The organism is Vibrio sp. 10N.222.52.C3 (assembly GCF_041474195.1).
GTDB classification, from domain to species: domain Bacteria; phylum Pseudomonadota; class Gammaproteobacteria; order Enterobacterales; family Vibrionaceae; genus Vibrio; species Vibrio crassostreae_C.
In genome coordinates, this window is the sequence record NZ_JBFRTQ010000026.1 from 57,474 (window position 1) to 82,510 (window position 25,037).

A 25,037-nucleotide genomic window follows, 5' to 3' on the forward strand; every position below is an offset into this window, starting at 1 on the left:
AGAGTGTCTGGAATAACCCCTCCTTGAATACGCAGACTGAAACTCCTAGAGTGCAGCAAATTTTTTTGAAAGAGGTTGGCTTGTGAATCTTGCTTACAGCTACATTAGGTTTAGTTCATTAGAACAGGCAAAGGGTGACTCGTTTCGAAGACAGACGGCTTTAGCCAAAGACTACTGTGACAAGCGTGGGCTCAGCTTAGCCGACTTAACCCTTAGAGATCTTGGTAAGTCTGCATATCACGGGACTCATTTTAAAGATGGAGCTTTGGGTGAATTCATTGGTGCTGTTAAAGACGGGACTATCCCTAGAGGCTCGTATTTACTTGTAGAGTCTATGGATAGGCTTAGTAGGGAAAAGATATCTATAGCTCTTCGCCGGTTCATGGAATTGCTAGAGCTAGGTATTAGCATTGTTACTTTGCAAGACAGTCGCACATACACGACTGAATCATTAGATCGCATTGAAGACTTGATGTTGTCTCTTGTCTTTATGATGCGAGCGCATGAAGAGTCTCTTACTAAATCTAAGCGTTTAAAAGCAGCTCACGCAGAGAAGCGAAAGCAAGCAAGAGAAAATCTAAAGCCTACTGGCTATAACATGCCTCATTGGATAACGCTTACTGACAACGGATATGAGCTGATGCCTGATAGAGTTGAACTGCTTAAGCGCATCTTTCAGATGACTATTGATGGTCTCGGAGCTATCGCGATTCATAAGCAGCTTAATAAAGAGGGGATAAAGCCATGGGGGCGTTCTAAAACTGGTTGGCACACTACCTATATAAAGAAGATATTAAGAGCTAGAACCGTTCTAGGTGAGTATCAACCATTTAAATCGGAGAATGGCAAGCGAGTAGAGGATGGTGAGCCAATACAAAGTTATTACCCTGCCGCTATTGATATAGATACCTTTAAAAGAGCTAGCCTGGCTATTGAACGCCGTCATGGCAAATCCAGTGGGACCCGAAAGAATGCTATTAATAACCTGTTTACGGGGTTAGTTGTTTGTAAGAACTGCGGTGCGACAATGCATTACCTAAATAAAGGTAGTGGAAGTAAAGGTGGTCAGTATCTAGTTTGTAGCAGAGCACGCCAAGGTGCGCATCATGATGGCGTTAGTTGTAAGTATGCTTCAATGCGTTATCCGGTAATTGAAGATGCGATATTAGGTGTCGCGGCAATTTTGAATTTAAGGTTGCAGACGGCCAACCATGAAGAAGAATCAGCACACATCAAAGAGCAGTTATCTAACGTATCTCGGAATTTAAAAACGGCTGAAGCTTCTATAGTGCGCTTGGTTGATTTGCTTGATTCAAGTACTGGAAGTAAGGCGTTGCTCAATAAATTAGAACAAAGAGAAGCAGAGCAGAAAGAGCTTGAACAGCGTTATAGAGAGCTTGAGAAGCAGTTAGATGAGATAGAGCTTACTCCGAAGTCTAACAATGTCTGGAAAGAGCTAAGAAGCACGCTCAAGAAGCTGAAAGTAGAAGCAGCAGATAGAACAAATGTCACATTGAGAGCAAAGATAAACTCTCAGTTAGTGCAGTGTATCGAGAAGATAGAGTTTGATGCTTTATCCAAGATAGTCACTATCAGAGTCGATGAGAACCGGACTATAGATTTGCGGTTTGACCAAAAACAGAAAAGCTACACTGTGAAGCCGTCATGGGATAAGAGAGAGTTTCTGCCTGCTACTTACATGGTAAAAACTATGGCCAATACTTTGTGAGCAATCATAAAATGAAGTGAAACTTGGCTAATATCATTCAAACTCATACTACTATAAGGTAAAGTAATCCAAACACTTATAAATACCGCACAAAGGGAACACTGATGAAGCTACGCTATTTTGGCTATTATTTGCGTGAGTTTGATTCTCAAGAAACCTTTCTATACAACATCAAACCTATTATTGATGCATTTGTTAGCGCAAACAATATAGAGCTTAAAAGTAGCTTCAAGCGTGGTGATGAAAAACTGTATCTAACCAAGGTCGCAGCACAAAAGAATCTATACTATTTTGTTCGTACTAGCGATGACGATATCATCAAGCGAGTTAATGAGCAGAACATCACAGTAGGTGAAATTTCAGATAACCTAGCTGCAAACGAGAAAGTAGCGTTTGCCTCTTACGTCTACATTTGCCCTGAACGACAAGTGATAGCATGTGCGAGCGGCATGAGCTGCCCAAGATTTGATGACTTAGCTGATTACATCAATGAGATGTTTAAAAAGGTTGGTCTGAACAAATATGAAGTGGGCTTGAGCGCTCTTACAACTACTAGTAGTAAAACAGACTTGCTAGAGATGGAAGTGGTTAACAGCATCTATATCGATGTAGCTGCGGATAGGGATATCAGTCGATACCTATGTAAAAAGCTAACTGGTTCAGAGTCTGGCAGTCTTGGTAACTTGCGTATCACGATTGAGCCTAGTGGATCTAATATGCGTGATGTTTTCAGGAAGATTGTGCATAGACACGATACTACTGGTAATAGTCAGAGCAGTGATGGCATCACGCAGATTGGTGCTAAAGCAAAGCATGATGAGCTGAAAGGTCAGTTAATGGATCATTGGTTAGACAATGAGAATAATCTAGTAGACTCATTGAATCCAAAAGCGAAGCGAAGAAAATTGCCCGATCAGATCAGTGAAAAGTTCGACCAAAACGAGCTGCTAGCACTTCTCTTTAGAGACTATGTATCGAACAATCGATATAAAGAGAAAAGCGTTCCTTTACTTGACCAGTATAAAGAGGTAAAACCGTTCGCCGCTAAGAAGAGCGAAGTTGTTCTAAACAAAGAAGCCGACAATGATGACAATGTGGCTTCCATAGTAGAGGCAGAGAAGGCTTAAAAGTCATGACTAATACAGAGATTGCAAGGGTTAAGAAGCTTATATGGTTAACACCGTTGATTGGTGTAGCTATTGGTTTCGCATACCTTGGAATTAAGCATTACGCTAATTGGTCGGTTGGCTTTAAAGAAGTAAGAACCCTTGCAACAGTAGTAGCTGGCTTTAGCTTTACTATGATGGGCTTCCTTGCTGCGATAGCTGCATTCTTGTTTTCTCTTCAAAAGTACCGTTTCTTTAAGCGTTGGATTCAAGACGGGTACTCAGATATTTTCTTCACTCTATTCAAAGTAACGTTTGCGTGCTTATTCGTTACTTTTGGGTGTAGCTTGTTTGTTTTTACATCTCAAGCAGTAGGCTTTGCATTCAAGCTTATGATGATGTCAGTCACTAACAATATCTTGCAACTTGGTGTGGTGACTTTGATTATCATGGATAAAGTTGCAAAAGCGAAACACAGCGAAGAATCCTAGAAAAGAGGTCGGTTTATCCGGCCTTTTTCATATCTGCAATATCCCCCTTTACTCTAGTATCAAAAAACACTCGTTAAACGATACTAGATGAACTGTACTACCACTAGTATCATAAAAGTAGCGTTGACACTAAATGATACTATCAGTATTATGATGCTACGTTTTTGATACTGATATTGAGATACACAATGACTACTGGTCGCATTTTCGCTTATTGCCGAGTTTCTACTGTAGAGCAAACAACTGATAACCAAATTCTAGCTATACGCAATGCAGGATATGACATTCAAGAAAGCAGAGTAATTTCTGAGACGGTATCAGGCAGTGTTAGGGCAATGGAACGTAAAGAGTTCAAAACTCTAATAGAGCATAAGCTAGAAGCCGGAGATACATTGGTTGTTCTTAAGCTAGACCGCTTAGGTCGTGACAACATCGATGTACAGCAGACAATAGAACAACTAACAGCTAAGCAAATCAAAGTAGTCTCTCTAGACTTACCTGTATCAGATCTAAGTAGTGCTGAAGGTAAGCTTATGCTGCAAATGTTCTCAGCTTTCGCAGAGTTCGAAAGAAACCGTATTAGAGAGCGTACTCAAGAAGGGCTTAATAGAGCGAAAGCTGAAGGTAAGAAGCTAGGTAGACCAGCAGCAAAAGGCACTACTGAAAATGTACAACGATGCAAAGCAGAGGGGTTATCTCAAAGCGCTACTGCTAAAGATCTAAGTATCGGTATAGCAACAGTTAAGCGTCATTGGAATAAGTAAGAGAAAGCTAGGGTTACCTAGCTTCTTTCATTTCATACTCTTTCATCATTTCTTCAAACACCCTTGGGACGTACCCGTCCATAATCAGTTTGTCACGTAAAGCCGCATAGCATGATTCATCTGATAGCTCATCTATAGAGACGATAGCTGTACTCTGAGGCGGGTTTGCTTTAAATGTTGTTTTGGTTGGTTCTGGTAACTCATCACAAAAGATAGTGCATTGCATATCAATAGGCTTATCGGTCTTCACCAATACATACTCATCCGCTTCTAACTCTGTTTGTGCTTGAAGACGATTTACTTTCCACTTGATGTAATAGTTCTTAGCATCTGATGACACTCTTAAATCCGGTCTTGATACGTTGTGAAAGTTAGGCACTATGTGTGAGAACCTATCATTGTATTCTCTTTCTGCCTTAGGTTCTGGAGGATACTTATTATCGGGTACTTTGATTGATAACTCTTTGTGGCGTGGGATGGTGAGCTCCACAGAAACCCCACTAGCTAAGATACGACTATCATTCGAGATGGTTAGATAAAGAATTTCAGCCCCTGCCCATTCTCTCAGTACATCAGCTCGATCTCGATATAAGCCACTATTTAGTTGATCACCAAAGTGAGAGCTTTGGATTGCCTGCATCGTCCGGTAAATGGAAGCGTGATGACCAAGGATAGATTCATCAAATTTCGGTTCTTCTTGATCGGGAATACTATCCCTATCTGGAAGAGAGACTAATTGACCACGTATAGTGAACTCTGAATCTAGCTTTTCCTTGTCACCATTAAGCAGAAAGCAACTGAGAGCGGGGTACTTTGGAAGCTCAGCTTTCTTGGTTTCAATAAACTCATTACCAAGGGTTACAGCTACGTGATACAGCATACCTGTAATGACGAGTAAGACGCCCACTGTGGGATCACTAGAAGCATTAAGAACAGAACGAAGAATCTCTGACTTGCCTATGTACTCTTCGAATAGTGCCACTACTACAGCATGAAGAAAGTTAACCTGTGATTCGACTATTAGACCTATACCAGTAAGAACAACAGCCTTAGCGATAGTGTTGTAAGCCTTGGGTCTGATTAGATTTAGAAAACGTTCAGCAGTATCTAGCCAGCCATTTACTTTCTCTTGCATTTAGCCTCTATAACATCATGTTCAATTCGATGAATATAGATTACCTCAGAAAGAATGATTGATCACTTATTGTTCTATCTATAGCAAAGTGAGTTTGTCATTTCCCCATGTGAGGGCGTTATATAGTGATGCGGGTAATCCCAGTCCCAAGCATGTGATTTGGCTTCGTCCTTATAGTAGTTCTAATAGCGCCACTAGTTCTATTATGTCTTGTAAGTGCATGACTACTTCTCTAACGTCCGGTTTCTCATACCGTAATGGAAGAATAAATGTTTATAAATTTACCAAAAAGGACGTTAATTGATGTTAAGCAACAACTCGACCCTGATTATGATGAGTTAGGTGTTAAATACTTGGAGCTGATTTCTTCGATAGGAAAGCAGGTTCTAAATGACAAGGAAATTCCTAGAGGTTACTCACCATCTCGGGTTCGGGTCGTTCTTAGACCGTACTTAAAGCCATTAGGGTATAGGTTTGGGTATCTCAATAAAGGTGATGAAAAACTATGGGGATTTAGGCGAGTCTATGCTTGATAAGTGCTCTAAACATGATGGTTGTCTCGAAAAAGTGATTTAGTTCTTTGTTTTCTTATAGTAGTCACCCGTGAGCCCTTATAAACCGGTGGATGCAAGAAATCTACCGTGTAAAATTTGTGGTTCTGGTGTCTTAAGACGTTCTTAAGGGGCTTAAAAAGTAGTGAAAGTCTCGTAAAGGATGTGCGTATGGGAAACAAAGCTAAGAATATCGATCAACAAAAATATGAGTACGCTTGCCACCTTTATCAAAGCGGTGAGTGCTCGACTATCAAGGAAGTCTCGGAGATCGTATCAATCAATGCCTCCACTTTGCGTAGCAGATTCAATGAAGACGAAATAAAAAAGCCTACCTCTTTAAAAGCTTCTGATTTGGATGATTCATCTGATCAGGGGAAAAAGCTTAAAGCTGACCATTTAAATTGGCTTAACACTATTACCAGACGAGCTCTTATGTTTGCTCAAAGGAGTGTGACAGACAATATCCCTCTTGGTAATTTCAATGATGATCTCCGCGCATTGAAGCTCATTACAGACATAGCCAATAAAAACTATGCTACCTGTGCAAAAATCCTCAATGTTGACGAGATTGTTGATGCCGAAGAACTACCGGAGTTTACAGTTGTAGAAATGACCGCGAGTGATGTTGAAGAGGTAAGACAATCCCAACGGGAACAGTTCAGAGAACTATCTACCAACGAAGAAGCCGAAAGCCGCCATTAGGGCGGTTTTTTTGTTCAAGTTGAACTCAGATAGAAACCTATTTTTCGCATTGCTATATGCATCTTATACATGACAATTTTCGTTTGTTTTGTCTTTGTTAATCGCTTTTTTAGATTAAGTGGTTCAAGTTCTGAACAATCTTGTGTGATTTGTTCTTATATTTGCGTTTTGTACAATGCGGCTTTCGTCTACTTGCAGAAAATGCATTTAACTTTTTATCGGAGATAGATAAATATCTTCTGACTAACCCTTTCCGAGCGACTGTGAATGGGTTGGATTTAAAGCAGATTGCTTAAATCTAACTAACAGCGGCTCGGTATGGATATTAATAAGATACGAACAATTACATACAGGATGATGACCACCAGCAATGATGAAATGCTGGCGGCTATCACTGTCCGTATCGAAAAAAGTACCTACCGAGCTGCTGTTAACTCAGGCAACCCTATCGATTACCTCGCAAAGAATCTCAAACGTCATCTCAAGACCCACGGTATTAGCCCCGATGAGCTTTGGTTTTCACTAGAGCTGGCATACGAAAACGACTGTCTCAAGAATCCGCATATACACGGCACTATCAAAATCAAACAAAAGCAGCATCAGGCGCTACTAGATGCTCTTTTGGTATCACTTGGTAAACCACAAATCAAGAGTGCAGCACGCAAGCGCCAGGTCACTGAAGTCTACTCTTTAGGGTGGGCTGATTACTGTCTAAAAAACATTAAAAAAACGAGTGTCTCTATCGGAAGAAGAGCCGTTTTTATCGCTCGTTCACTTGTCAAAACTGACCCTCAAGTTTTCGGTAAAAACGATTTTTCAAAAAACGCTCAGAGCCCTTGTTCTAACTGGTCTGAGAGCGGTTCTGAGAAAGTGTTGTCTAGTTATGTATTTAAGCCTCTAAAAATAACTACTAAAAGCCCTCAAATAACACATCAAAACCTATACAGCCCGAACGGGCTAGATGAACAGCTAAGGAAAGCTAATGGAACAAGAATACAATGCAGGCAGCATCAAGGTACTAAGACCTGAAGAAGTTAAGCAATTTGATTGGGTTTTACTGTCAGATCTAGCAGAGCAATACAAACAACCTACTGAATGGCTGCAAAGAGGCTTCGAGGCATCGAGAAGGCTCAACTTGAGCCCTAGGGAGTACTTCGTTCCAAGGTATGTTTTTAAAGAGCCTGTAAAGCCCTGTCCGGAGTTTGCAGAGGTGTTTAAGGAAGTAATGAGAGAGCATCGAGCTACCAAGCATTAAAACACCCGACACCGATTAAATGCCGTCCTAAGATTCGCACCTCACTACACAAAGAGGAATAAAAATGAGAAACGCGATTATTGGTTTATTTGGGGCGGCAATTCTATCTGGCTGTGCTAACCCTATGGTTGAGCAGTATCGAGCAGATACAACAAAACCGATTATCATCACTGATTACTATCAAGCTTATCCAAATAGTGCAGGCGGTATTAAGGTGTATCTAACTGCATTCAACATGACTGATAAGCCTATCAAGTACTTCGATTTTTGGGCTAAGCATTATGATCGAGTTGGAGAGGTTCAAGCTGACGATATCAGTGGAGATACTTCCAAGGGCTATCGGTTTACGGGTCCATATCTAAAAGAGAAAGCTATATCCGGTAACTTCGGTCCATCGTTTTATGATTTTGGTGCTAACTGTATGACGTTAGACAGAGTTGAGGTGACTTACATGGATAACACAAAACAGATTCTTGATGGTGAAGATCTTAAGAACGTTATCGTAGCTAAGGGTGCAAGCTGCCGGAACTTGATGAATAGATAGATACCTCATCAAAAAATTATCCATATATGGTTGATCTATTATCATATATGATCAATCATATGATTGTTCGGTTGTTGAGCAAAAGGAGAATCAAATGACTCGAAATATTGAGGTATCCAACGAAACATACTCTCGCTTAGAGAAGATAGCCGTAGGCTTTGATACACCGGAAGCTGTTATTAAACGATTACTTGATCAAGTTGAGGGTAAACCGGATACGAAACCGACATTAAGTTTCTTTCCTGAAAATGAAACTGATTTTAAGCATGCACTTATTAAATCAAAAGAAGCTGAAGTTGTGCTCTATAAGGTTGACGGCACTAGAGAGATTAACCGCTGGAATGCCACTCGACTGACTGAGTCTTCCAACCTCAGAGGTAACTTATGGTCTGGTCCATTGAGGAACTGGAAAGACAAAGGGATTCAGAAAGCTGAGCTTTTTGTGTTACCTCTAACGATCATTGACTCTGATGGTGATGATGATCGAGTAGGCATGAATAAAGCACTGTCTTTAGAATTGAACCTTACCTATGAAGAGATGCAGCTTTTGGAATATGAGGTGCACTGTCATGAGAGTGATGAAGGTTTGCCATATGGTCACTATGTTGAGTTTGATCTAGATAATAGCGACTCAGAAGTACTTGAAATGGCGGGTATCAACGAAAGTAACAACTCAGTTAGTGTAAATTTAGACTAAGTCTTTTAAGTAAAACGCTCTCAGAAGATCACTGAGAGCGTTTTATATTGAAAAGCTAATAAGTCACGCTTCAATTGTTAAGAAGCTCTTAAAACTTCACTCAGATCGTTTTAGAGCTATATCTACATCAAGTCTTATCTCTTTCTCTCTCAATGAGAAAACAATGCTCCCCTTTTACTATCAAAACACGTCCATTATCGAGCTGGTGGATTGTCAGATCATCGACATCAAAAAGTACTGTTGAGTGACTAGCTATCAAGATATCTGCTGCGGAATTTAAATCCATATTAATCGAGTCTCTATACAAATAATTTAAGTCATTATCTTGTTTAGGTTTTTGTATGTCGATGCTTCACTGGTGACTTAAGTTTATGGAACTAAAGAGAAAATAAGTCACTAGTGACTGAACTGATCACGGTTTGTACTGATTTGATCAATTACTGATCAGTCAGTTATTAGAAGAGTAGATCTTGATTGATCATTGACGAAATTGTGTAGATAGTCGCGCGTGATGCTGAGTTATTTCATTTGCAGCAGATACAAAAAAACCCGCTAGTGTGCGGGTTTCCTGTCACAAGAAAGAGCGCCAACTCGTTCTTGTGGTTTGGTAACAGAAATCAGCTGTCACCAGTTGCCCAAGAGATCAATCTGGGCTTGTTCGGAAGTGTCCAACAACCGAACGAGTCGGATTAAATCATTTATGGGCTACGAATGGCAATAGTTTGCTCTACTCTTTAGAGCTAAGAGATCACTTTGTGTCCGAAACAGTTCAAGAAACACCTCAAGTACGCCACCACAACCAGCTAATCAAGCATCTATCTAAGATTTCCCCTGCAGGCAAGCAAGAGCGCACCGCCATTGAAGTAGCAATTCGCATTGCTAAGTTCTTCAATCCATCGAAGGGGTGTGCTTACCCGTCTACCCAACGCATAGCTGCGGAACTGGGAATCCATAGAAACACTGTTACCAACGCGACAAAGCTATTGGTACAAGTTGGTTTGCTATCTAAAACAGACTCGAATAAACAAACCAAGAAACAACTTAGAACCGGAGATATTGATATCAAAGGGGCTAAGTTTCAGAACAATCGTTACTCATTCAATTTTGAGCTTATCAAGCAGCTAGCTTTCCATTCTTTAAAGTCATTTTTGTGCACGCAGAAACTATCAAAATTGTGCACTAACAGTTCTTCTAAGAAGAACAAATATAAAAACACAGACAGGGCTATACGTAGAGACACGACATTTGATTTAGTTCTCAGTGCAATCAAGCATGATCAGTCTCATAAACTAAAACGCAGAGAGATACACAGAAAAGTTGCTTTGGGTAAACGTTTCAGAAAATACGCACCACCAAAGATTCAGACCGAAGATGAGTATCAAGCTCAGTTTGACAAAGAGAATGCTCAGGTTGAGACACACAAGCAGGTCGCAGAGAGAAACGAAACAGCAGCAAGCTTTGCTGATGGGTTCTTTGCATTCATCGGTGAAACCTCAGCCACTCTCAAACGCAAAGGTATGAAAGCTTTGCAGTACAGAGCGCTACGAAACACGCATCTAGCTCGAATCTCACAGATTCACAGTGAATGCGGGGTTGTTGAGTACACCACAGTTCAAGAGCGTTTAACTAGTTGGGGTGATACCAGTTACAGCAAGTTGTTTCTTGGCCCACCCGGAACCGGAAAAACTATGCTCGCTTCTCGACTGCGTGACCTATTACCTGAAATGAGTGATGACGAAGCGATGGAAACCGCGTCGGTGGCCTCGTTAACGCAACAAGAAATCAATCAATACAACTGGAAGCAACGACCTTTTCGCTCTCCTCACCATTCCAGTTCAATGGCGGCATTAGTGGGTGGTGGTTCGGTGCCTCGCCCCGGAGAGATCTCTTTAGCGCATAACGGTTTATTGTTCTTAGATGAGAGAAATGTAATCCCAATAATTATAGATTATCAAAACCATACTAACTTGTTGAATGATAATGATTAAAATGCTAATTAATGCCTTTAGTTTACATTGACAATGATTACTATGACAACTAGTGTATCTATTAGTTGTCAATTTATGAGGTTTGGTTGTGAATGTAAAAACACTAAATGAGCTTTCTTTATTAAAAACTGCACTGTCAGTCGAATACTCTAACTACCTAGCGCTTGCTGCTGAATCCTCAGTCTCCCCAAACTTTATACAACCAACATTGAATATTTATGCAGCTTACTGCTACTTGGTTAAACAAGGTAACTACAGTGCATTGGAAATACTGAATGATTCAAGCTCACTTAATGCACACTTCCAGTCGCTCATTGGCTTTGTTTATAACTATGATGATATCACTATCAAGCATAGATATAAGATTGGTAATCGACTCAAAAATCTTTTCTGCTACATTGCGCAAGATAAAAATTTAACTCTTGATGAAGTAAAGCTTTCGCATGTAAAAATCACAGAATACGCTTCGACCTGTCTAGCTCAGTTCAGAGAGCTTAATATAGATAAATCAAAATCTGACTACCTTGATGGTTGGCAGGTGCTATCAAAAGAAGGCAAGGAACATGAGGCTCATCTGGATACGCTTTATGTTAATTTTGGTGAGGCGTTTACCAACAAGGTTCATCTAGCTCTTAAAAACTACGCTTTTACACAAAAATCATCATCTCTGACCCAAGCATTAACTTCACTCAAAACACTCTTTGTGGGCATCTCCACGGTTTATAATGACCGAGGCGGACTGACAATAGAAACCCTTCTAAGTCGTAATTATGTGCAGCTACTTTTCCATAAGGTGTTTAAAGTGCTATTTGTGCGCTCCCAAGCAGCCCATAACTGCCCAAAAGGTTTTCATGCTAAGTGGCGAAATACCATTAACTATTATACCGAGTGCTTTATCAATACGGGTGTTTTTGCTGAACCTCACAAACCATTCATCGTTCCAGACTGGAAAGACCCAAAAGATGCAGCGCCCACCTTTTCAATTGGTGGCAATGCAACGCAGCCAGAAAACCTTCGATGGTTTGCTAACATTCCACTCAAAATTAAAGATGAAGAGGCTGTTTCAATTATTCAGCAACGTGTAGACCGAGACATGGCGCACGTCAGGCATGTGTGTCTCTTGAAATTTAAAGAGCTTTTAGAGCGAGAAGATAGAAATAAAGCTTTTCAGAGCACAGGCTTAGTTAAACCATTGAGCGGCATGGCAGGCTATGGAAAATATCAAAACTTTGTCGGTGAAGATAAGCTAGATAATACAGTAGCAACCTTTTATGCGCATGGCATCGCTGCAAAAGGCTATTTCTATTTATCATTTTTGGGATTTCGTCGAAATGCTAGTCAGATCAAAACAGAGTTAAATCTACCAAACAGTTCAACAATGAACGTTCTTTTGACGCTTCTTGTGATGGAGCATCCTCTGATAACACCGTCTTGGTTAGCAAAATGGGACTTATTTGATGTAAATGGCAATATGGTGGGCTATAAGCAAGTTGGTAATCAGCACATTGCGGTCAGTCACAAATCACGCAAAGGGTCTACCAATGCGCAGCAAGAAGTAGTGCTCAATGAGTTTTCTAAAACTATAGTTGAGTTCTTGATGCGCCATACTCGCATGAGCCGTGAATACCTGAAGCAAAAAGGGAATGTGAATTGGCGAAAGATGATTTTGACTTCAACCGCTACCAGTGTGATACGTCCAAGCAATCTCAATAGTACTCTTTATGCAGCAAATGATTTTTATAATTGGCTTCAATGTGAAACACTCTTTGATAAGAGCAGCGACATAACCTTGGAAGATGCCCAAGCCATTTCCGATATCCATTCGTTACGTTCCATTAGACGACACCGAGGCTTTCAAATTTATTTGGAAACACGTTCAATGGATGCTGTTGCCGAGGCGCTTGGTCATGAAAAGAAGGATGTAAACCTACTGACATCTTACCTTCCTAAGCCGTTAGTGGACTTCTTTAATGCACGTTGGATACGTCAGTTCCAGAACGCTATTTTACTTGAAGCCATGAAGGATTCAGTGCATCGACTTGATGCTGTGAACATGAGCGCTCAAGACATTGAGGAGTTCTTGAGTAATCACGGCATAAGCAACATTCCAGAGCACTTCGATCATGGTTTTACTCAGCAGACGACTACTGACAGTGAAGTTTCAGAATCATTAGGGTTTGACCAGTTAACATACACTATATCGACATCACTTTTGCAGTTGTTGATGGCGATACGCTTTGTTGTTGAGAGTAGTGATGATGAGGAATCTTTTTTAGATATTGTTGCTCACTGGTATCAATCAGCGGTGTTTGTTTTAGATACCCTGAGTTCAGGCAAGCATAGTGCGGATGATGATTTGATGGGAATGCTAGATATTGCAACCAATAACACACTAGATACTGACTCGATTAAGGGAGCACTGCTATGTTAAGTGTTGCTATCGACAATTCCTCTATTGCTAACCTCATTGAAAACATCGTGGAAGACCATTCGGTTCTAAATGGTTTAAGTGCCGAGACCCTTGAAGATATTATCAATTTCTCAGTAGCAAATGATGACTATCGAGCATTAGATATCATCACGAATATCCATACTGGCATCTACGGTTACGATGACAGACAGCCCGAATGGTTAGAATCCAGCTTTCCTGAAAACAAGTGGGTACTAACATTTGGCAAAAACCCAAAAACGATACATTGGGACACGGTTTACTTAGATGACGGTAAGAAACTCACGGATAAAAAACACCAAAAGCTGTTAAACAGCTTTAAATACTGGATTACGGCTGCAGATAATCCACTTGAAAACGGTGGGAAGGTTATCAGTCCAACAACTGCTTACTCAAAAGTTAACAGAGTTATTGCTCTCATCAATGCGGTCTTGCTGCACTCGAAAGAATTGAAGCTAGCAAAATATCACCTTCTGAATGTGAATGATGACTTTTGGTTGAACATATTGACGAAATACGCCGAGCACGGAAATTTTCAAGGTGTGTATGAAATTGATAAACATACCAAGGTATTACTTAATAACGCTTCTCAAAGCATTTCTGATACGGACGCACAAACATTTAAAGAAAATTTCCCCTACATTACACAAGACATTGCGCAAGATGAAAGGTTCTTATTTCTAGCAGAGAGAGAGAAGGCGTGTGCTTGGCTTTTTGAGCAAGGTTATTATTACACTGGAGAATGCACAAAATACACTGGCAGAGGTTCTGTGCTGGGTGAGATGTTGTTTAAAGGTAAGATGCTTTACCACGACATCAAGATTCCCAACTACGCAGAACTTCACCTCAAAGCGCCAAGGCGAAACTCAGAGTATCGAGCGGTTGAGAATCAAGACGATTCAATTGGCACGAATCAACAGACTATCTCGACCTACATTGAAGCAATTCGATTGATTCATACCAACCTTGAGCGTGAAGATGCGGCAACCCCTTCAATCTTGTCCGAGCGTGTCAGCTCAGGTCACATTAGCCAGTTAGTTAGCTTTAAAAAAGCAGGGCGCACCCGCACCTTGCCACCTACCTTTGTGTTTAATTTAATTCGTCAGTGCTATGAGTTTGCCAAAGAGCATCTACCTATAGAGAAAGGCTCTACTACTTTACTCGATGAAACATTAAGTGTGCTGTCTACAGCAAGAAGTAAATCTACTGCAAAAAAATCCAACACACTCCGCCCACAACCACACGCTCTAGCTTGGAATGAAGAACTGCATCGGGGGATGTCTAGCACAGAGCGAGGGTACTGGTTTCAAACGGAGGCAATCAACTGTGTGAGTAGTGAATACCTTAAAAAAGGGGTAAAGCAGGTTCAAGCCTTTGCTGATAGCGTTGAAAATCGCTTTAAGCGGATTCGAGCTAATGAGAGCTTGTTTGATTTGTTCTCTGTACTGCAAGGGGCAATACAAGTCTTAGTAGGTGCAATCATGGCTCGAAGACAAGATGAATTAATCAAGTTGAAGTCACATGGCAACCTTTCACCTAATGTAAGTCCCTTTTCAGAAGCGGGTGCAAAAACAGAGTACAACCTGATATTTAAGGTAAAAAAAACTGGCTCAAAAGGGGGGAACGCAACAATAGAAAGACCAATTCCCTTATCTATCGCAAGGTTCATTTGGCAACTGGAGCAATTTAACATCAAAGCGAGTGAGTTGAGGTTATGCAAAGGAAAGTTATCTTTGTTTAACAACCTCGATTCAATGCGCTCGCAGTTAAGTCAGGTACATCACGCTACCTATAATGCGCACCTTGATGCTGTGTGTGATTACTTAGAAACGGACTTGGTAGAGTATGACAACGGTGAGTACCACCGTAATTATGTTCGCCAACACCAATTGAGGCGCTTCTTTGCGATGGCATTCTTCTGGTCAAAAGGATTTGATGGCATGGATGCTCTGCGCTGTATGCTCGGACATTCAGACATGGAACACTTATACCATTATATCTCTGAGTCGGAAACTGGGGCGGTACTAAACGGAGCTAAAGCCAGTGTAATTGTTCGTGGTGTGGTCGATTCAACCTCTGAACTTGCGAAATTAGAAGGGATCGAAGAGGTTCGCAGAATCATTGCAGAACGCCTGACAGGTGATAGTTCAACACCCATCACGATAGAGTCAGTGAGTGAAGCCGCAGAGGATTACGATGATGAGTCTTATCTAACCGTCCCTCATATAAGCCAACTTCAAAAAGAGCAGGACATCGAAACAGAGGTTATTCAGTTTTTAGAAGAAGGTCGAATCACACTTGAACCAGAGTTCCTCTCCATTGAAGATGCTGATGGGAATACAACTCAAACCTTTAATTTAATTTTAAAAATCAAAGACCTTGATTGAGGGTTAGGATAATGAAAGTTTTAGAGAAAAATCAAACAAAGGTACTTGAAACAGAAAAGCTGTTGAGGGAAATAATCACATCTCCCACTGAGTTTAAAGATGATGAGGAGTTGATTAAGGCTCTTAAATCACAATCTGGTATCGCTAAATATCAGAATCAAGAGCGTAATATCACATCATGCTCATTAAACACGGTCAAAAGCATCTCAGAAGCACTTCTGGAAAGAGGCTTCTTATCATTAGATGAGCTTCGTATTAATGCAAAACTGGCGGTAGAGGCTGTACATCACAATGAGAAAGCTTCTAAAGGAAACAAGCAAACTGTCGTGGGTTTAAAGCACAAAGTTTCTGAGCTTGAATCGGAGTTAGATGCTGCACAGCGCAGCAATTCTTTACTGACCGTTATGGTTTCAGAGTTGCGTTCTAGATTAAAGCAACTAGCGAATCATGAAGGAACAGTAGAAGAACGACAGGAGCTTTATCGAGAGCACAATAGGAAGATTGAAGCGCAGATGAACTTCACTTTGAATGGAGAGCTATGATGGCGGTTCGTAAGCTTAAAAACTTTGAGCAATGGAGTCATCTTGGGTTTGATGGGCAGCTTGTCTTTCGTAAACCACTGGATATTCCTTTTGTAACCTACAGTAATCATACTCCTTGCTATGAGGCCAATGCCTACATCCATAGTTTGATAGCGAGAAACTTAAAAAGTGACACTATTCGAGGGTATGCCCACGATATCATCCACTTGGTTCACTTTATTGAAAAACAGCCACTATTGAGCCGATTTAGTCAACTTACTGACGCAACATTCACTCTTTTCGTTCAATCATTACAGGCGGAAAGAACACCACTTGGCGAACTACAACGCAAGAATAACTCCGTTATAAAGATTGCGCATACCTGTTTGGATTTTTTACAGTTTATCCAAGGGTTTCATGATTTGAGTGCTTTCATTGGCAAAGATAAAAGTAACTCAATTCAGATACTTGAGAAGCATTACAAACGCAAACAGGAAGGCTATAAAGGGTTCATTGAAGGCACTAAAATTACGCATTCTGCTGTACCAACTAAAGACGAGATAAAGAAACGTCACCCTGTTTCAGAAGATGATGCCTTGCGTGTTTGGGAGTTTATAAAGACTCAGAAAAATAAAGATAAACGCAGAAGGGACATGGCGCTATATACTGCAATGGAGCAATTAGGTGCTCGTGTATCGGAGCTTCATTTAATTAAATTGACTGATTACGAGGAAGCTAGGCGCACAGGTATGCTCACGCTTACCACTTTAAAACGTAAAGACGACAATGCCACTCGAAAGATACCTGTTCCACATCTTTTGTTATCAGTGATAGCAGATTACATTAAAGTTCGTAAGAAAGTCCTGAGAAAGAAGAAAGGTCAGCATGATTACCTTTTTATCAACTTAAAGTCTGGTCAATGCCTATCTGCCGACTCATGGACAACGTATATGAACCAGTGGAGGAAAGAGCTTGGTATCGAAAGCCCTGTGCATCCGCATCTGTGGAGGCACGCGTTTGTTACCGACAAGCTAAAAGAGCTTATTCTTGCCACTAAAGAAGTGAATGATAAGGACGACTTCCGAAAGCACCTGCTTCATACACAAACATTTAAAATGCAGCTTCAGCAATGGACAGGCCATACAAATCTTAGCTCTTTAGATACTTATATTGACCTCGCATTTGCAGATATTCACGGCTACACAGAGGTTTATAATGCAGTGTCTCTAAAGTCGAGTGTTGATTTGGCAAAGCGTCAGATTGAGTTGTTAGAAGAGCAGATAGCAAGGAAGGAGTTAACGCCTACCGCAGCACTCGGTGAGATGAAGAAACTATTGGGAGCTTTTCAATCTGATATAGATAAAAGCATTGTATCTTCGTTACAGTAAAAGCCCATCATCAAGCGATCATGTAACTCGTTTTTGGACAAAAGCGTGTTAGTTAAAATGCTCTAACACGCTAGTATCAGATAAGAAAAAGTATCTTGAAACTTTAAACGCTTGTTATAACGATTTGTACCGATAGAAACTGTCTTCAGCAAATTCTAAGCCTTCTGATGACAAGCAAATTGCGTATTCTTTAAGCGGGTGGTTATCTATAAGCCTTTCGTGATTGAGTTTATCTGGAGGCACTTCACTTGTTGCTATGTTTTCCTGCAACAACTTGTACGTAGTATGAGACAGAACATCTGCCACAAAAGTTAATGGCGAAACTTCCGTCGATATGCTAAATGAAACATCCCAGTGAGTATGAAACTCCTTAGGTATCGCAGCTACTAACTTGTCGACTCTTCTCAACGAAGGCTCTTTGTTACGAACTGGGTGTAAGAACGTCATCGTCCCCGTTTTAATAAATTCTAAGTAACTTATCAGTTCGTTTTTAAACTTAGCTATTTCACCTGAATTTAAATTGTCACTTATGACTTTAAGCTTGATTGGTACATTAGTGTTTTTTGAATATGCCAGAGCTATTATCTTGATGACTAGCATACCAAATAATGCCTCATGTAGATTTTTCTTACCCCTCCGCTTGTTCATTTGATCATGGAAACCATTCACATAGATTGCAGAGTATGACCAACTAACTTTGTGAGACTCTAAAAACTCAAGAGCATCAGCGCGATACCGTTCTCTTTCTTGTGGAGATAAATCAGTTAAATGTGGCTTTACGCCTCTTTGAAACAGGTGGGAAAACTTACGCTCCAAACTAGAGTTAACATATTCCAGACCATGAGCTGGAAGGCAATAAGCAGCCATTAAACCAAAATCTCTAGCCTGTGTTTCTTTTCTATGTGAGCTGCCTTTCTCACCAGACTCATCAACAACTATAACTAGTTCCAAAATGCTTAATATTCCCGATCGTTATAACGCCAAATTAAGGTAAACAACGCTAACACCTCACCTAAACCATTGTGCCATAAACGCTAAAATCGCTTGGACTGAGGACGCCGAGCGTTGTGAATCACTCCTAAATTTATTGTTAGCATTATCCTGTAGTAATGCCATTTCTAACGAGTCTTTCGATTCACCTTCTAACATCAGCCTTGAATATGCCATATAGTCTCCAACGACCTCTTCATGCTTTAGATAGAACCTTGGGTCATTACAGCAAGTCTCATATAGATACAGTTCTGTCATAGTATCAATTAAAACGAAAAGGCGAATACAGTTATCTTTAGTGGCAAATTGGTCATCCGTGAGCATGTGAGAGGCTAGATGTCGATTGAAGCTTCCATAAGCTAAACCCTGACCCGAATTCAAATAAAAGTGATTTGATAATATTTCGTCACAAGCTTTTGCATACAAATGATAGAATAATGGATTACCTGGGCACGGATTTCGTCGATGTCCATTTCTGAAAAACTTCTTTAATTCGTCAAATTTCGGCTTAGTGTCACCTTTACGATAACCTAACCACTTGAGCAATACACCTTCGATGATAGGAGCTAACGTCAAGAAGCAACTTTGATAATTCTTTCTGTAATAGCATGTTAATGCGGAGTCAATGTACTTCACAAATGACTGAAATACGGGGTAATGCTTAAACCGACCTAACTTTTGATGCGCTCTCATTTTAGGGCTCATCACCAACTTTTCTATAAACAGTATTAGTGCTTTCTCATCAAAGTACTCACGATGTCTAAATGAATTAACTTGCTCATATTGATACAAAGTAACTGTTGTAGGTAGGCATAATGCTTTTGATGCGAGAAAGTTTACTGCCTCAAACATTTGATCGATTGTAGCTAGTTCAGTACACGAGACATTACTTTTAACTTGGTCTTCTAGCCTTTCCTTTCTAGAAAGTTCCAAGTTTTGAGAGTAAACCTTTTCACTAACTCGATGCCAAACCTCCTCTGAAATACTGTATTGCGTTTTAACGCTCTCAACATCAACGTTGTTTCGTAGAGCTTCCAATACAATAGGTACAAGTTCTTTTGCTTTCATCCAACCTCTGAATTCACCGTGTCTGCTCAGAATGCTAACGCTAATTTGACGACAAATTGTCGTCTTTCACCCTTCAATAATGCAGTCTTTTTCATATTCGCTCAACTGATAATCAATAAGTTATGCCACATGAAGGGAAACTAGGCTGCAAGATATCCACCAGTAACGGGAATGCTAATTTGTCAATTCAATCGGATAATTTTGACGGCTCTTCTCCGCTTTGTTGAGTCATAACGCAATACTTATGACTTCTACCATACTGACTAATAACCCTTTTTTAGTCAGTATGGATGAATCCTATTTTGACCCAGTTACTTTCTCAGCTTTTACATATTCAGGGGCAGGCAATCCAGTCGATTAAGGTCGATGAATCCACTCAAACTGTTGACGTTTACTGTCGTCGAGACCGACGATTTAAAGTGACCGACCCAAAGTCTAACCAAGCTTGCACCGTCAATACTTACGTTTCTAGAACCATTTATGACTTGCCGATAAGTGGCCGGTGTTGTCGAATTCATATTGAGCTTGCGCAAATCCGTACAACCGAAGGTGAGCGACGTATTGAAGAGTGTGACTTTGTAGAAAAAGGTGTACGTTATTCCAAACGATTCTGTGAACAAATTAGTGGCTTGTGCCGTCACATGCCCATCAGTGTGATTGCGAGACACTATGGACTTCGCTGGGAAACGATTAAGAATATTGACAAGGCGGCGCTGCATCGAACGTTGCCATCCTCTGAGCCGTCAAAACTCCGTGGATTAAAACGGATTGGCGTTGATGAAGTCGCAAAAGCCAAAGGGCACGACTATATGACTGTGGTGTATAACATGGATAACGGCCAATTGATTTGGGTCGAGCATGGTCGTACACACCGCGTTCTCGAAGCCTTTCTCACTCAACTTACCGAACAAACTGCCCAAGGGATTCAGGCCGTTGCAATGGATATGGGGAAAGCTTACCAAAAAGCCGTCAGAGGAAACCTGCCGAATGCTGACATCGTTTTTGACCGATTCCATGTCGTCCAACAATATAGCCAACTCATTCGACGAGAGCGTTCGTATGAGTTCAAAAAAGCGGTCTGTAGAGAAGATAAAACGCTGATTAAAGGCTCGCTTTACCTTCTATTAAAGAATCCAGAAAGGCTGTCAGAAAACCAAACGGACAAACTGAAAATGTTACTCAAAGCTAATCGGCGTCTGAGTGAAATCTACGTTCTTAAAGAGCAGCTAAAAAGTATCTGGCGAGCGGAAACCTATCAGCAAATGGCTTACCGTTTAGACGCTTGGTGTCAGTTAGCCAAAGCGACAAGAATAATGAGCGTGCAAGGTTTTGTATCGATGCTGCAAGACCACAAAGAAGGCATCTGTAACTTTGCAAAGTATGACCGACTAACCAGCTCTATAATCGAGGCTGGCAATGTATCAATAGGATTGTTGCGCAGAAGAGCTCGCGGGATAAGAGATACCGAATACTTCAAACTGAAGATTAAACAGCTTTCAGTACCTGAGGTAAGTTCAATGTTATACCCTTCTGTCAAGCTCATCTAAGCGGAGAAGAGCCATTTTGACTAGGGCAAACTCAGGTTAACAACATATGAATGAGTAAAAGGTCTAACGTGATGTATGGAATCCACTCCCTCCTTAGCAATCTAGACTTAGGAGTGTGAGAAAAAACCGAGGGTTCCAATATGTTGACTAAAAATGTTATCGCTATCGACTTAGCAAAAAATGTTCTTCAAGCCTGCCATATCAGCATTCATGGTGAGCTAATGTCCAATAAACCTCTGAGTCGCCAGAAGATGAAAGAGTTCTTGGCAAAGGCTAAGCCTTCGATTGTCGCCATGGAAGGTTGTTGCGGTTGCCATTACTGGGGGTAATTAGCAGAAAAACTTGGGCATGAAGTCCGAATCATTAACCCTAAGAAGGTGAAAGGATACCTAGAAGGTCATAAAACGGATCATAATGATGCTCTCGCCATCGCTAACGCCGCTATACAAATTGGTATCAAGTACAGTCGTCCAAAGTCATTGGAACAACAAGCTATGCATTCTTTAGAAACTAGCCGTAGATTCTTATCTCGTAGTGTTGTTTCCCTAGCTCTTCACATTAGAGGGACAATTTTGGGCTACGGGATAGCAAACCCTAGAGGTGAAAAAGGCTTAAAAGCGTCGGTTCAAACCGTGCTTGATGGCGATACACCAATACCCTCCAATGTCGTATCCGTTCTGTCGATGCTTTGGGAGCAATATAAAGAACTTAAAGCAAAACTCATCGCATTCGAAAAAGAGAAAAATGCTTTAACCCGTCAGATAGAGCCGTGCCAACGATTAATGGGCATTGAAGGGGTTGGTGAAACAACTGCTGCGATGCTCTATACAACTCTTGGTGATGGAAAGCAGTTCAAGAATGGAAGACAAGCTTCAGCATTTGTTGGTCTTACACCTAAACAGCACAGTTCAGGAGGCAAAGTTTTTATGATTGGGATCGATAAATGCGGTGGTGTGAAGGAGCTACGCTCGCTTCTTTATCTTGGCGCAATGTCATACGTTGGGCGACTACCCGAAAAACCGAAGACTCAGAAGGACGCTTGGTTGAGGAGCATCATAGATCGTATCGGCTTCAAGAAGGCCTGCATTGCACTGGCTAACAAAGTGGTACGTACTGCGTGGGCAATGCTTCGGTATGAGACTGAATATAAACCAGTATTACTCACTCATTAATCACTACCAAATTTTTAAATTTTACAAAATGATGATGCATAAAAGGTAAGACCAACCTACTGAGAACCTGGCCATTCTGTCATGCTGTAAAAAGCTGCTAGCGCGATAAGGACAGTAGGTGCGCAAAACATCAAAGGCTAGAGGGTAGCTCCTTCAATAAGAAGCCGAATATACGACCGCATCTTAACTTTTATTGCCAAAATCACTTTGTAAATACGTGGATTCCATATACATAAAGGGGCAGATCTGCGTTACGATGTTCTACCCGTCAGCTGTTATTACGTAAACAGCAAAATGAGAATAACGTTTACTGTCGAAAAGCCGCTTAGTAAAGCTTCCTGACCTGCTGGTCTATCTGTCAATTTCACCGTGAAATCCTACACCAAAATCCACCTTAAACTACTGTTTTATAAAGGTTAATTTCAGTTGCAAAAGTTGTCGTTTTTTTCGAAAAAGTATTCCGAACTAAAGGGGCTCAATATCTGCCACTATTGATCGCTGGTAGCGCGTAATTGAGCTACTTTTTGTGGTTATGGTCGTGTCTGTGCTTTAGCTAAGGCTACCCCTTTGTGCTCCATGCGTAAATCAATGTTTTATAGGGGCTTTATGGGAAAAGCAAGTTCATTTCGCAGGTTGCGATTCGCACACTGCGAAATGAGCGTCTAACTCGAAAATGGGCAAATTAACGGATTAGTAAGCTTTAATGAACAAACTGACGGAACACAAATAAGCCTCGCATTAGCGAGGCTTGAAGGTGTTCATTTGTAGTATTGGTGACGTCTTTTCGAGTTATGCTTCCAACACTTAGCAACGTCATATACGTGTGCAGGGTAATCATCCCACGGGTTAGCCAGTGATTTTCCTCTAGCTGCTCGCAGTTTGATGGGGTATTCACGACACTCAACTTTGTGGAGGAAATAGTAGCTCTTCTCCTGCTTGGTTGAAAAATGCTTGTGAGTTCCACTGCGTACGCTAGGGTACACATCCCATAGATAATCCCCTTGCGCTTTGACATAACTTCGGTACTGTCGCTTTAGTTTTTTCATTTACCCTCCAGGTTTACATTACCTAGAAGGGGTCCTCTGCAAAGTAGTTCATTCGTCCACCATGGTTTGCTCTTTACCCAAGTCTAGCAAATTCTGGTTAGGGCCTAAAATTATTGCCAATAGCTTATCAAGCAAACCATTAGTCTTAAAACACTTCGGGGCAGAAGTAAGCTTGCCACATACAGTTCTTAGCTTTAAACTAACGTTGAGAGCCTCGGGTATCCCTGCTTTTTCTTGGAGATACTATTTACTGTCTGGCCAGAAGTAATTGTATCGAATTGAACTTGGCTTAATTGCAAAGCAGACCACCGAGGACATATGATAAGTCTAGGTGCTTTCCCTTCCATATACTTTGGTGATAAAACACCCGACGCTGCACACAGAATGTGTTCCCTCTTCGATTTGAATGACAAACATTCTGTAGCTGTTTACAAAGCCATAGGCATTGCCTGTGGCTTTGTCGTATCTGGGACTAAAAAAACTGGTGCAGCAGGCTTACACAAATTAATCTATTGATAGTTTCTTATGCTCTAAACACGTTTAGGGGCAAAGGTGAGTCAGCCCAGATCTGGCTGACTCGAAGATATACAGAGTGGAGCTAGCAATAACAGCTAGCTCAATGGAATAGGGAGTTGCTGTAACAGACTAAAGTACCCCCATATCACAAGTATGATTTTAGCGAAAAAACATAGCCACGTTGGTACATGCCACCATGAACTAATTTCGAAATCATCAGCTTCAATCTTTACATCATCTTTATTATATAATCGCTTTAGCTCTATTTGTTTCTTTATATCAAGTACTTTTGAAGAAATAGCTCCTAATATATATTGCATTAGGTCAGCAGAAAGTGATGCTACGAAAATCCAAAGGGCACCATTTTGAATAGCCACATCACTATCTTCTTTAACTATGATCCAAATTACCGCTATGCCCGCTAGTGCCATCTGCCGATTTACAGAGCTAGCCCCCCCTGTGTAAGAATCAACTTCTGCTCTAATGTCGCTCAATTTCATATTTTAACAACCTTTAGGCACTTTTGATTTTGGCCCCCCGCTACGCGTATCCTTTTTCATAGTTGAGCCGCAAGGAGAGACTATGCGATACCTTTGACCATGCACCTCTCGAACTAGAATACCTCTCCTAGCATACCAACGCTTAACTGTGGTTTTTGAAGAAACTAAAACCTCAATAGCATCAACCTTAGTTTCCGCATTCCCTCGCACTCTAATACGTTGTGCCTTTTTTTCAGCTCTCGCTAACTTTGCTTTCTGCGCTTTTTGTTTATTGGTTTCTTTATCCAAAACATACTCCCTTATTGAAACCTACCAACTACTGTAGTGAAGTCACGAACTCTAACTTGCACTATACATAAATGCATACCCAACCAAGAGCATAATGATTAATTAGAAAAAGTAGGTCAAATGCTCATCTGTAAAGTGTGATGATAAAGTGCGCTAGCTTGAAAAGGGGCATAACTGTTTTAGCTGGCAGTTTCGCTCCA

Annotated in this window: 20 protein-coding genes and 3 pseudogenes; 17 read left to right on the forward strand and 6 right to left on the reverse strand. The window is 40.9% G+C overall.

All coding sequences use genetic code 11. The annotated features are described in order from the left end of the window. The first annotated feature begins 82 nt into the window (after positions 1–82). The 4 genes from AB4517_RS04090 to AB4517_RS04105 all read left to right on the forward strand — a co-directional run bounded on the left by AB4517_RS04090 (position 83) and on the right by AB4517_RS04105 (position 4,090). On the forward strand, positions 83–1,729 hold the full coding sequence (locus AB4517_RS04090; protein WP_372147928.1) for a recombinase family protein: 1,647 nt from the start codon (positions 83–85) through the stop codon (positions 1,727–1,729). Positions 1,730–1,833: 104 nt separating this feature from the next. Continuing rightward, on the forward strand, positions 1,834–2,856 hold the full coding sequence (locus tag AB4517_RS04095; protein WP_372147929.1) for a hypothetical protein: 1,023 nt from the start codon (positions 1,834–1,836) through the stop codon (positions 2,854–2,856). Positions 2,857–2,861: 5 nt separating this feature from the next. Continuing rightward, complete coding sequence (locus tag AB4517_RS04100; protein ID WP_289887898.1) at positions 2,862–3,326, forward strand: hypothetical protein; 465 nt, start codon at positions 2,862–2,864, stop codon at positions 3,324–3,326. Positions 3,327–3,514: 188 nt separating this feature from the next. Then, positions 3,515–4,090 carry a recombinase family protein gene (locus AB4517_RS04105; RefSeq protein WP_274876534.1) on the forward strand — a complete coding sequence of 192 codons (576 nt, stop codon included), beginning with the start codon at positions 3,515–3,517 and terminating at the stop codon, positions 4,088–4,090. Positions 4,091–4,103: 13 nt separating this feature from the next. On the opposite strand, the gene AB4517_RS04110 is transcribed toward AB4517_RS04105, so the two are convergent. Further along, a complete protein-coding gene (locus AB4517_RS04110; protein ID WP_372147930.1) occupies positions 4,104–5,225 on the reverse strand; it encodes a hypothetical protein in 1,122 nt (373 codons plus the stop codon). Positions 5,226–5,947: 722 nt separating this feature from the next. Here AB4517_RS04110 and AB4517_RS04115 point away from each other — a divergent pair. The 11 genes and pseudogenes from AB4517_RS04115 to AB4517_RS04165 all read left to right on the forward strand — a co-directional run bounded on the left by AB4517_RS04115 (position 5,948) and on the right by AB4517_RS04165 (position 17,710). Further along, positions 5,948–6,481, forward strand: coding sequence for a hypothetical protein (locus AB4517_RS04115; RefSeq protein ID WP_050642874.1), 534 nt, complete (start codon positions 5,948–5,950; stop codon positions 6,479–6,481). Positions 6,482–6,799: 318 nt separating this feature from the next. Continuing rightward, positions 6,800–7,510 carry a hypothetical protein gene (locus tag AB4517_RS04120; RefSeq protein ID WP_372147931.1) on the forward strand — a complete coding sequence of 237 codons (711 nt, stop codon included), beginning with the start codon at positions 6,800–6,802 and terminating at the stop codon, positions 7,508–7,510. Next, positions 7,464–7,736: a hypothetical protein gene (locus AB4517_RS04125; protein WP_372147932.1), complete on the forward strand. Its 273-nt coding sequence runs from the start codon at positions 7,464–7,466 to the stop codon at positions 7,734–7,736. The genes AB4517_RS04120 and AB4517_RS04125 overlap by 47 nt, the downstream gene beginning before the upstream one ends. A 64-nt stretch (positions 7,737–7,800) precedes the next feature. Continuing rightward, positions 7,801–8,280 carry a hypothetical protein gene (locus tag AB4517_RS04130; RefSeq protein WP_372147933.1) on the forward strand — a complete coding sequence of 160 codons (480 nt, stop codon included), beginning with the start codon at positions 7,801–7,803 and terminating at the stop codon, positions 8,278–8,280. A gap of 94 nt (positions 8,281–8,374) precedes the next feature. After that, positions 8,375–8,977: a hypothetical protein gene (locus tag AB4517_RS04135; protein ID WP_372147934.1), complete on the forward strand. Its 603-nt coding sequence runs from the start codon at positions 8,375–8,377 to the stop codon at positions 8,975–8,977. 755 nt (positions 8,978–9,732) lie between these two features. Further along, a pseudogene (locus AB4517_RS04140) lies at positions 9,733–9,969 on the forward strand (helix-turn-helix domain-containing protein); the annotation flags it as partial. Between the two features lie 651 nt (positions 9,970–10,620). Continuing rightward, positions 10,621–10,899 (forward strand): annotated as a pseudogene (locus tag AB4517_RS04145) (ATP-binding protein); the annotation flags it as partial. A gap of 154 nt (positions 10,900–11,053) precedes the next feature. Beyond that, positions 11,054–13,396: a hypothetical protein gene (locus tag AB4517_RS04150; protein ID WP_372147935.1), complete on the forward strand. Its 2,343-nt coding sequence runs from the start codon at positions 11,054–11,056 to the stop codon at positions 13,394–13,396. After that, on the forward strand, positions 13,390–15,801 hold the full coding sequence (locus AB4517_RS04155; RefSeq protein ID WP_372147936.1) for an integrase: 2,412 nt from the start codon (positions 13,390–13,392) through the stop codon (positions 15,799–15,801). Before AB4517_RS04150 ends, AB4517_RS04155 begins: the two co-directional genes overlap by 7 nt. 11 nt (positions 15,802–15,812) lie before the next feature. After that, on the forward strand, positions 15,813–16,343 hold the full coding sequence (locus AB4517_RS04160) for a hypothetical protein (RefSeq protein WP_372147937.1): 531 nt from the start codon (positions 15,813–15,815) through the stop codon (positions 16,341–16,343). Further along, positions 16,343–17,710, forward strand: coding sequence for a site-specific integrase (locus AB4517_RS04165; RefSeq protein WP_168524895.1), 1,368 nt, complete (start codon positions 16,343–16,345; stop codon positions 17,708–17,710). Before AB4517_RS04160 ends, AB4517_RS04165 begins: the two co-directional genes overlap by 1 nt. Before the next feature lie 114 nt (positions 17,711–17,824). Here AB4517_RS04165 and AB4517_RS04170 read toward each other — a convergent pair whose 3' ends face one another. Then, a complete protein-coding gene (locus AB4517_RS04170; RefSeq protein ID WP_016786862.1) occupies positions 17,825–18,661 on the reverse strand; it encodes a hypothetical protein in 837 nt (278 codons plus the stop codon). 57 nt (positions 18,662–18,718) lie between these two features. Continuing rightward, positions 18,719–19,768 carry a hypothetical protein gene (locus AB4517_RS04175; RefSeq protein WP_372147939.1) on the reverse strand — a complete coding sequence of 350 codons (1,050 nt, stop codon included), beginning with the start codon at positions 19,766–19,768 and terminating at the stop codon, positions 18,719–18,721. Positions 19,769–20,070: 302 nt separating this feature from the next. Between AB4517_RS04175 and AB4517_RS04180 the strand changes: the two genes are divergently transcribed. Both AB4517_RS04180 and AB4517_RS04185 read left to right on the forward strand, forming a co-directional pair. Next, the gene (locus AB4517_RS04180; protein WP_372147948.1) at positions 20,071–21,315 is read left to right on the forward strand and encodes an ISL3 family transposase; all 1,245 of its coding nucleotides are present in this window, start codon (positions 20,071–20,073) and stop codon (positions 21,313–21,315) included. Between the two features lie 140 nt (positions 21,316–21,455). Then, positions 21,456–22,487 (forward strand): annotated as a pseudogene (locus AB4517_RS04185) (IS110 family transposase). 758 nt (positions 22,488–23,245) lie between these two features. Here AB4517_RS04185 and AB4517_RS04190 read toward each other — a convergent pair. From AB4517_RS04190 to AB4517_RS04200, 3 genes are all read right to left on the reverse strand, one after another. Continuing rightward, positions 23,246–23,533, reverse strand: a complete 288-nt coding sequence (locus AB4517_RS04190) for a hypothetical protein (RefSeq protein ID WP_255985426.1) — start codon at positions 23,531–23,533, stop codon at positions 23,246–23,248. A 611-nt stretch (positions 23,534–24,144) separates the two neighbouring features. Next, positions 24,145–24,549 carry a hypothetical protein gene (locus AB4517_RS04195; RefSeq protein WP_372147940.1) on the reverse strand — a complete coding sequence of 135 codons (405 nt, stop codon included), beginning with the start codon at positions 24,547–24,549 and terminating at the stop codon, positions 24,145–24,147. Between the two features lie 3 nt (positions 24,550–24,552). Further along, a complete protein-coding gene (locus tag AB4517_RS04200) occupies positions 24,553–24,837 on the reverse strand; it encodes a hypothetical protein (protein WP_372147941.1) in 285 nt (94 codons plus the stop codon). Between the last annotated feature and the right edge of the window lie 200 nt (positions 24,838–25,037).

Excerpts from the sequence above, each read along its gene's own strand:
- AB4517_RS04105 (WP_274876534.1), top strand. The coding sequence starts at position 3,515 with ATGACTACTGGTCGCATTTTCGCTTATTGCCGAGTTTCTACTGTAGAG.
- AB4517_RS04195 (WP_372147940.1), bottom strand. The coding sequence starts at position 24,549 with ATGAAATTGAGCGACATTAGAGCAGAAGTTGATTCTTACACAGGGGGG.
- AB4517_RS04175 (WP_372147939.1), bottom strand. The coding sequence starts at position 19,768 with ATGAAAGCAAAAGAACTTGTACCTATTGTATTGGAAGCTCTACGAAAC.
- AB4517_RS04190 (WP_255985426.1), bottom strand. The coding sequence starts at position 23,533 with ATGAAAAAACTAAAGCGACAGTACCGAAGTTATGTCAAAGCGCAAGGG.
- AB4517_RS04100 (WP_289887898.1), top strand. The coding sequence starts at position 2,862 with ATGACTAATACAGAGATTGCAAGGGTTAAGAAGCTTATATGGTTAACA.
- AB4517_RS04135 (WP_372147934.1), top strand. The coding sequence starts at position 8,375 with ATGACTCGAAATATTGAGGTATCCAACGAAACATACTCTCGCTTAGAG.
- AB4517_RS04155 (WP_372147936.1), top strand. The coding sequence starts at position 13,390 with ATGTTAAGTGTTGCTATCGACAATTCCTCTATTGCTAACCTCATTGAA.
- AB4517_RS04110 (WP_372147930.1), bottom strand. The coding sequence starts at position 5,225 with ATGCAAGAGAAAGTAAATGGCTGGCTAGATACTGCTGAACGTTTTCTA.
- AB4517_RS04130 (WP_372147933.1), top strand. The coding sequence starts at position 7,801 with ATGAGAAACGCGATTATTGGTTTATTTGGGGCGGCAATTCTATCTGGC.
- AB4517_RS04160 (WP_372147937.1), top strand. The coding sequence starts at position 15,813 with ATGAAAGTTTTAGAGAAAAATCAAACAAAGGTACTTGAAACAGAAAAG.
- AB4517_RS04165 (WP_168524895.1), top strand. The coding sequence starts at position 16,343 with ATGGCGGTTCGTAAGCTTAAAAACTTTGAGCAATGGAGTCATCTTGGG.
- AB4517_RS04125 (WP_372147932.1), top strand. The coding sequence starts at position 7,464 with ATGGAACAAGAATACAATGCAGGCAGCATCAAGGTACTAAGACCTGAA.
- AB4517_RS04120 (WP_372147931.1), top strand. The coding sequence starts at position 6,800 with ATGGATATTAATAAGATACGAACAATTACATACAGGATGATGACCACC.
- AB4517_RS04115 (WP_050642874.1), top strand. The coding sequence starts at position 5,948 with ATGGGAAACAAAGCTAAGAATATCGATCAACAAAAATATGAGTACGCT.
- AB4517_RS04095 (WP_372147929.1), top strand. The coding sequence starts at position 1,834 with ATGAAGCTACGCTATTTTGGCTATTATTTGCGTGAGTTTGATTCTCAA.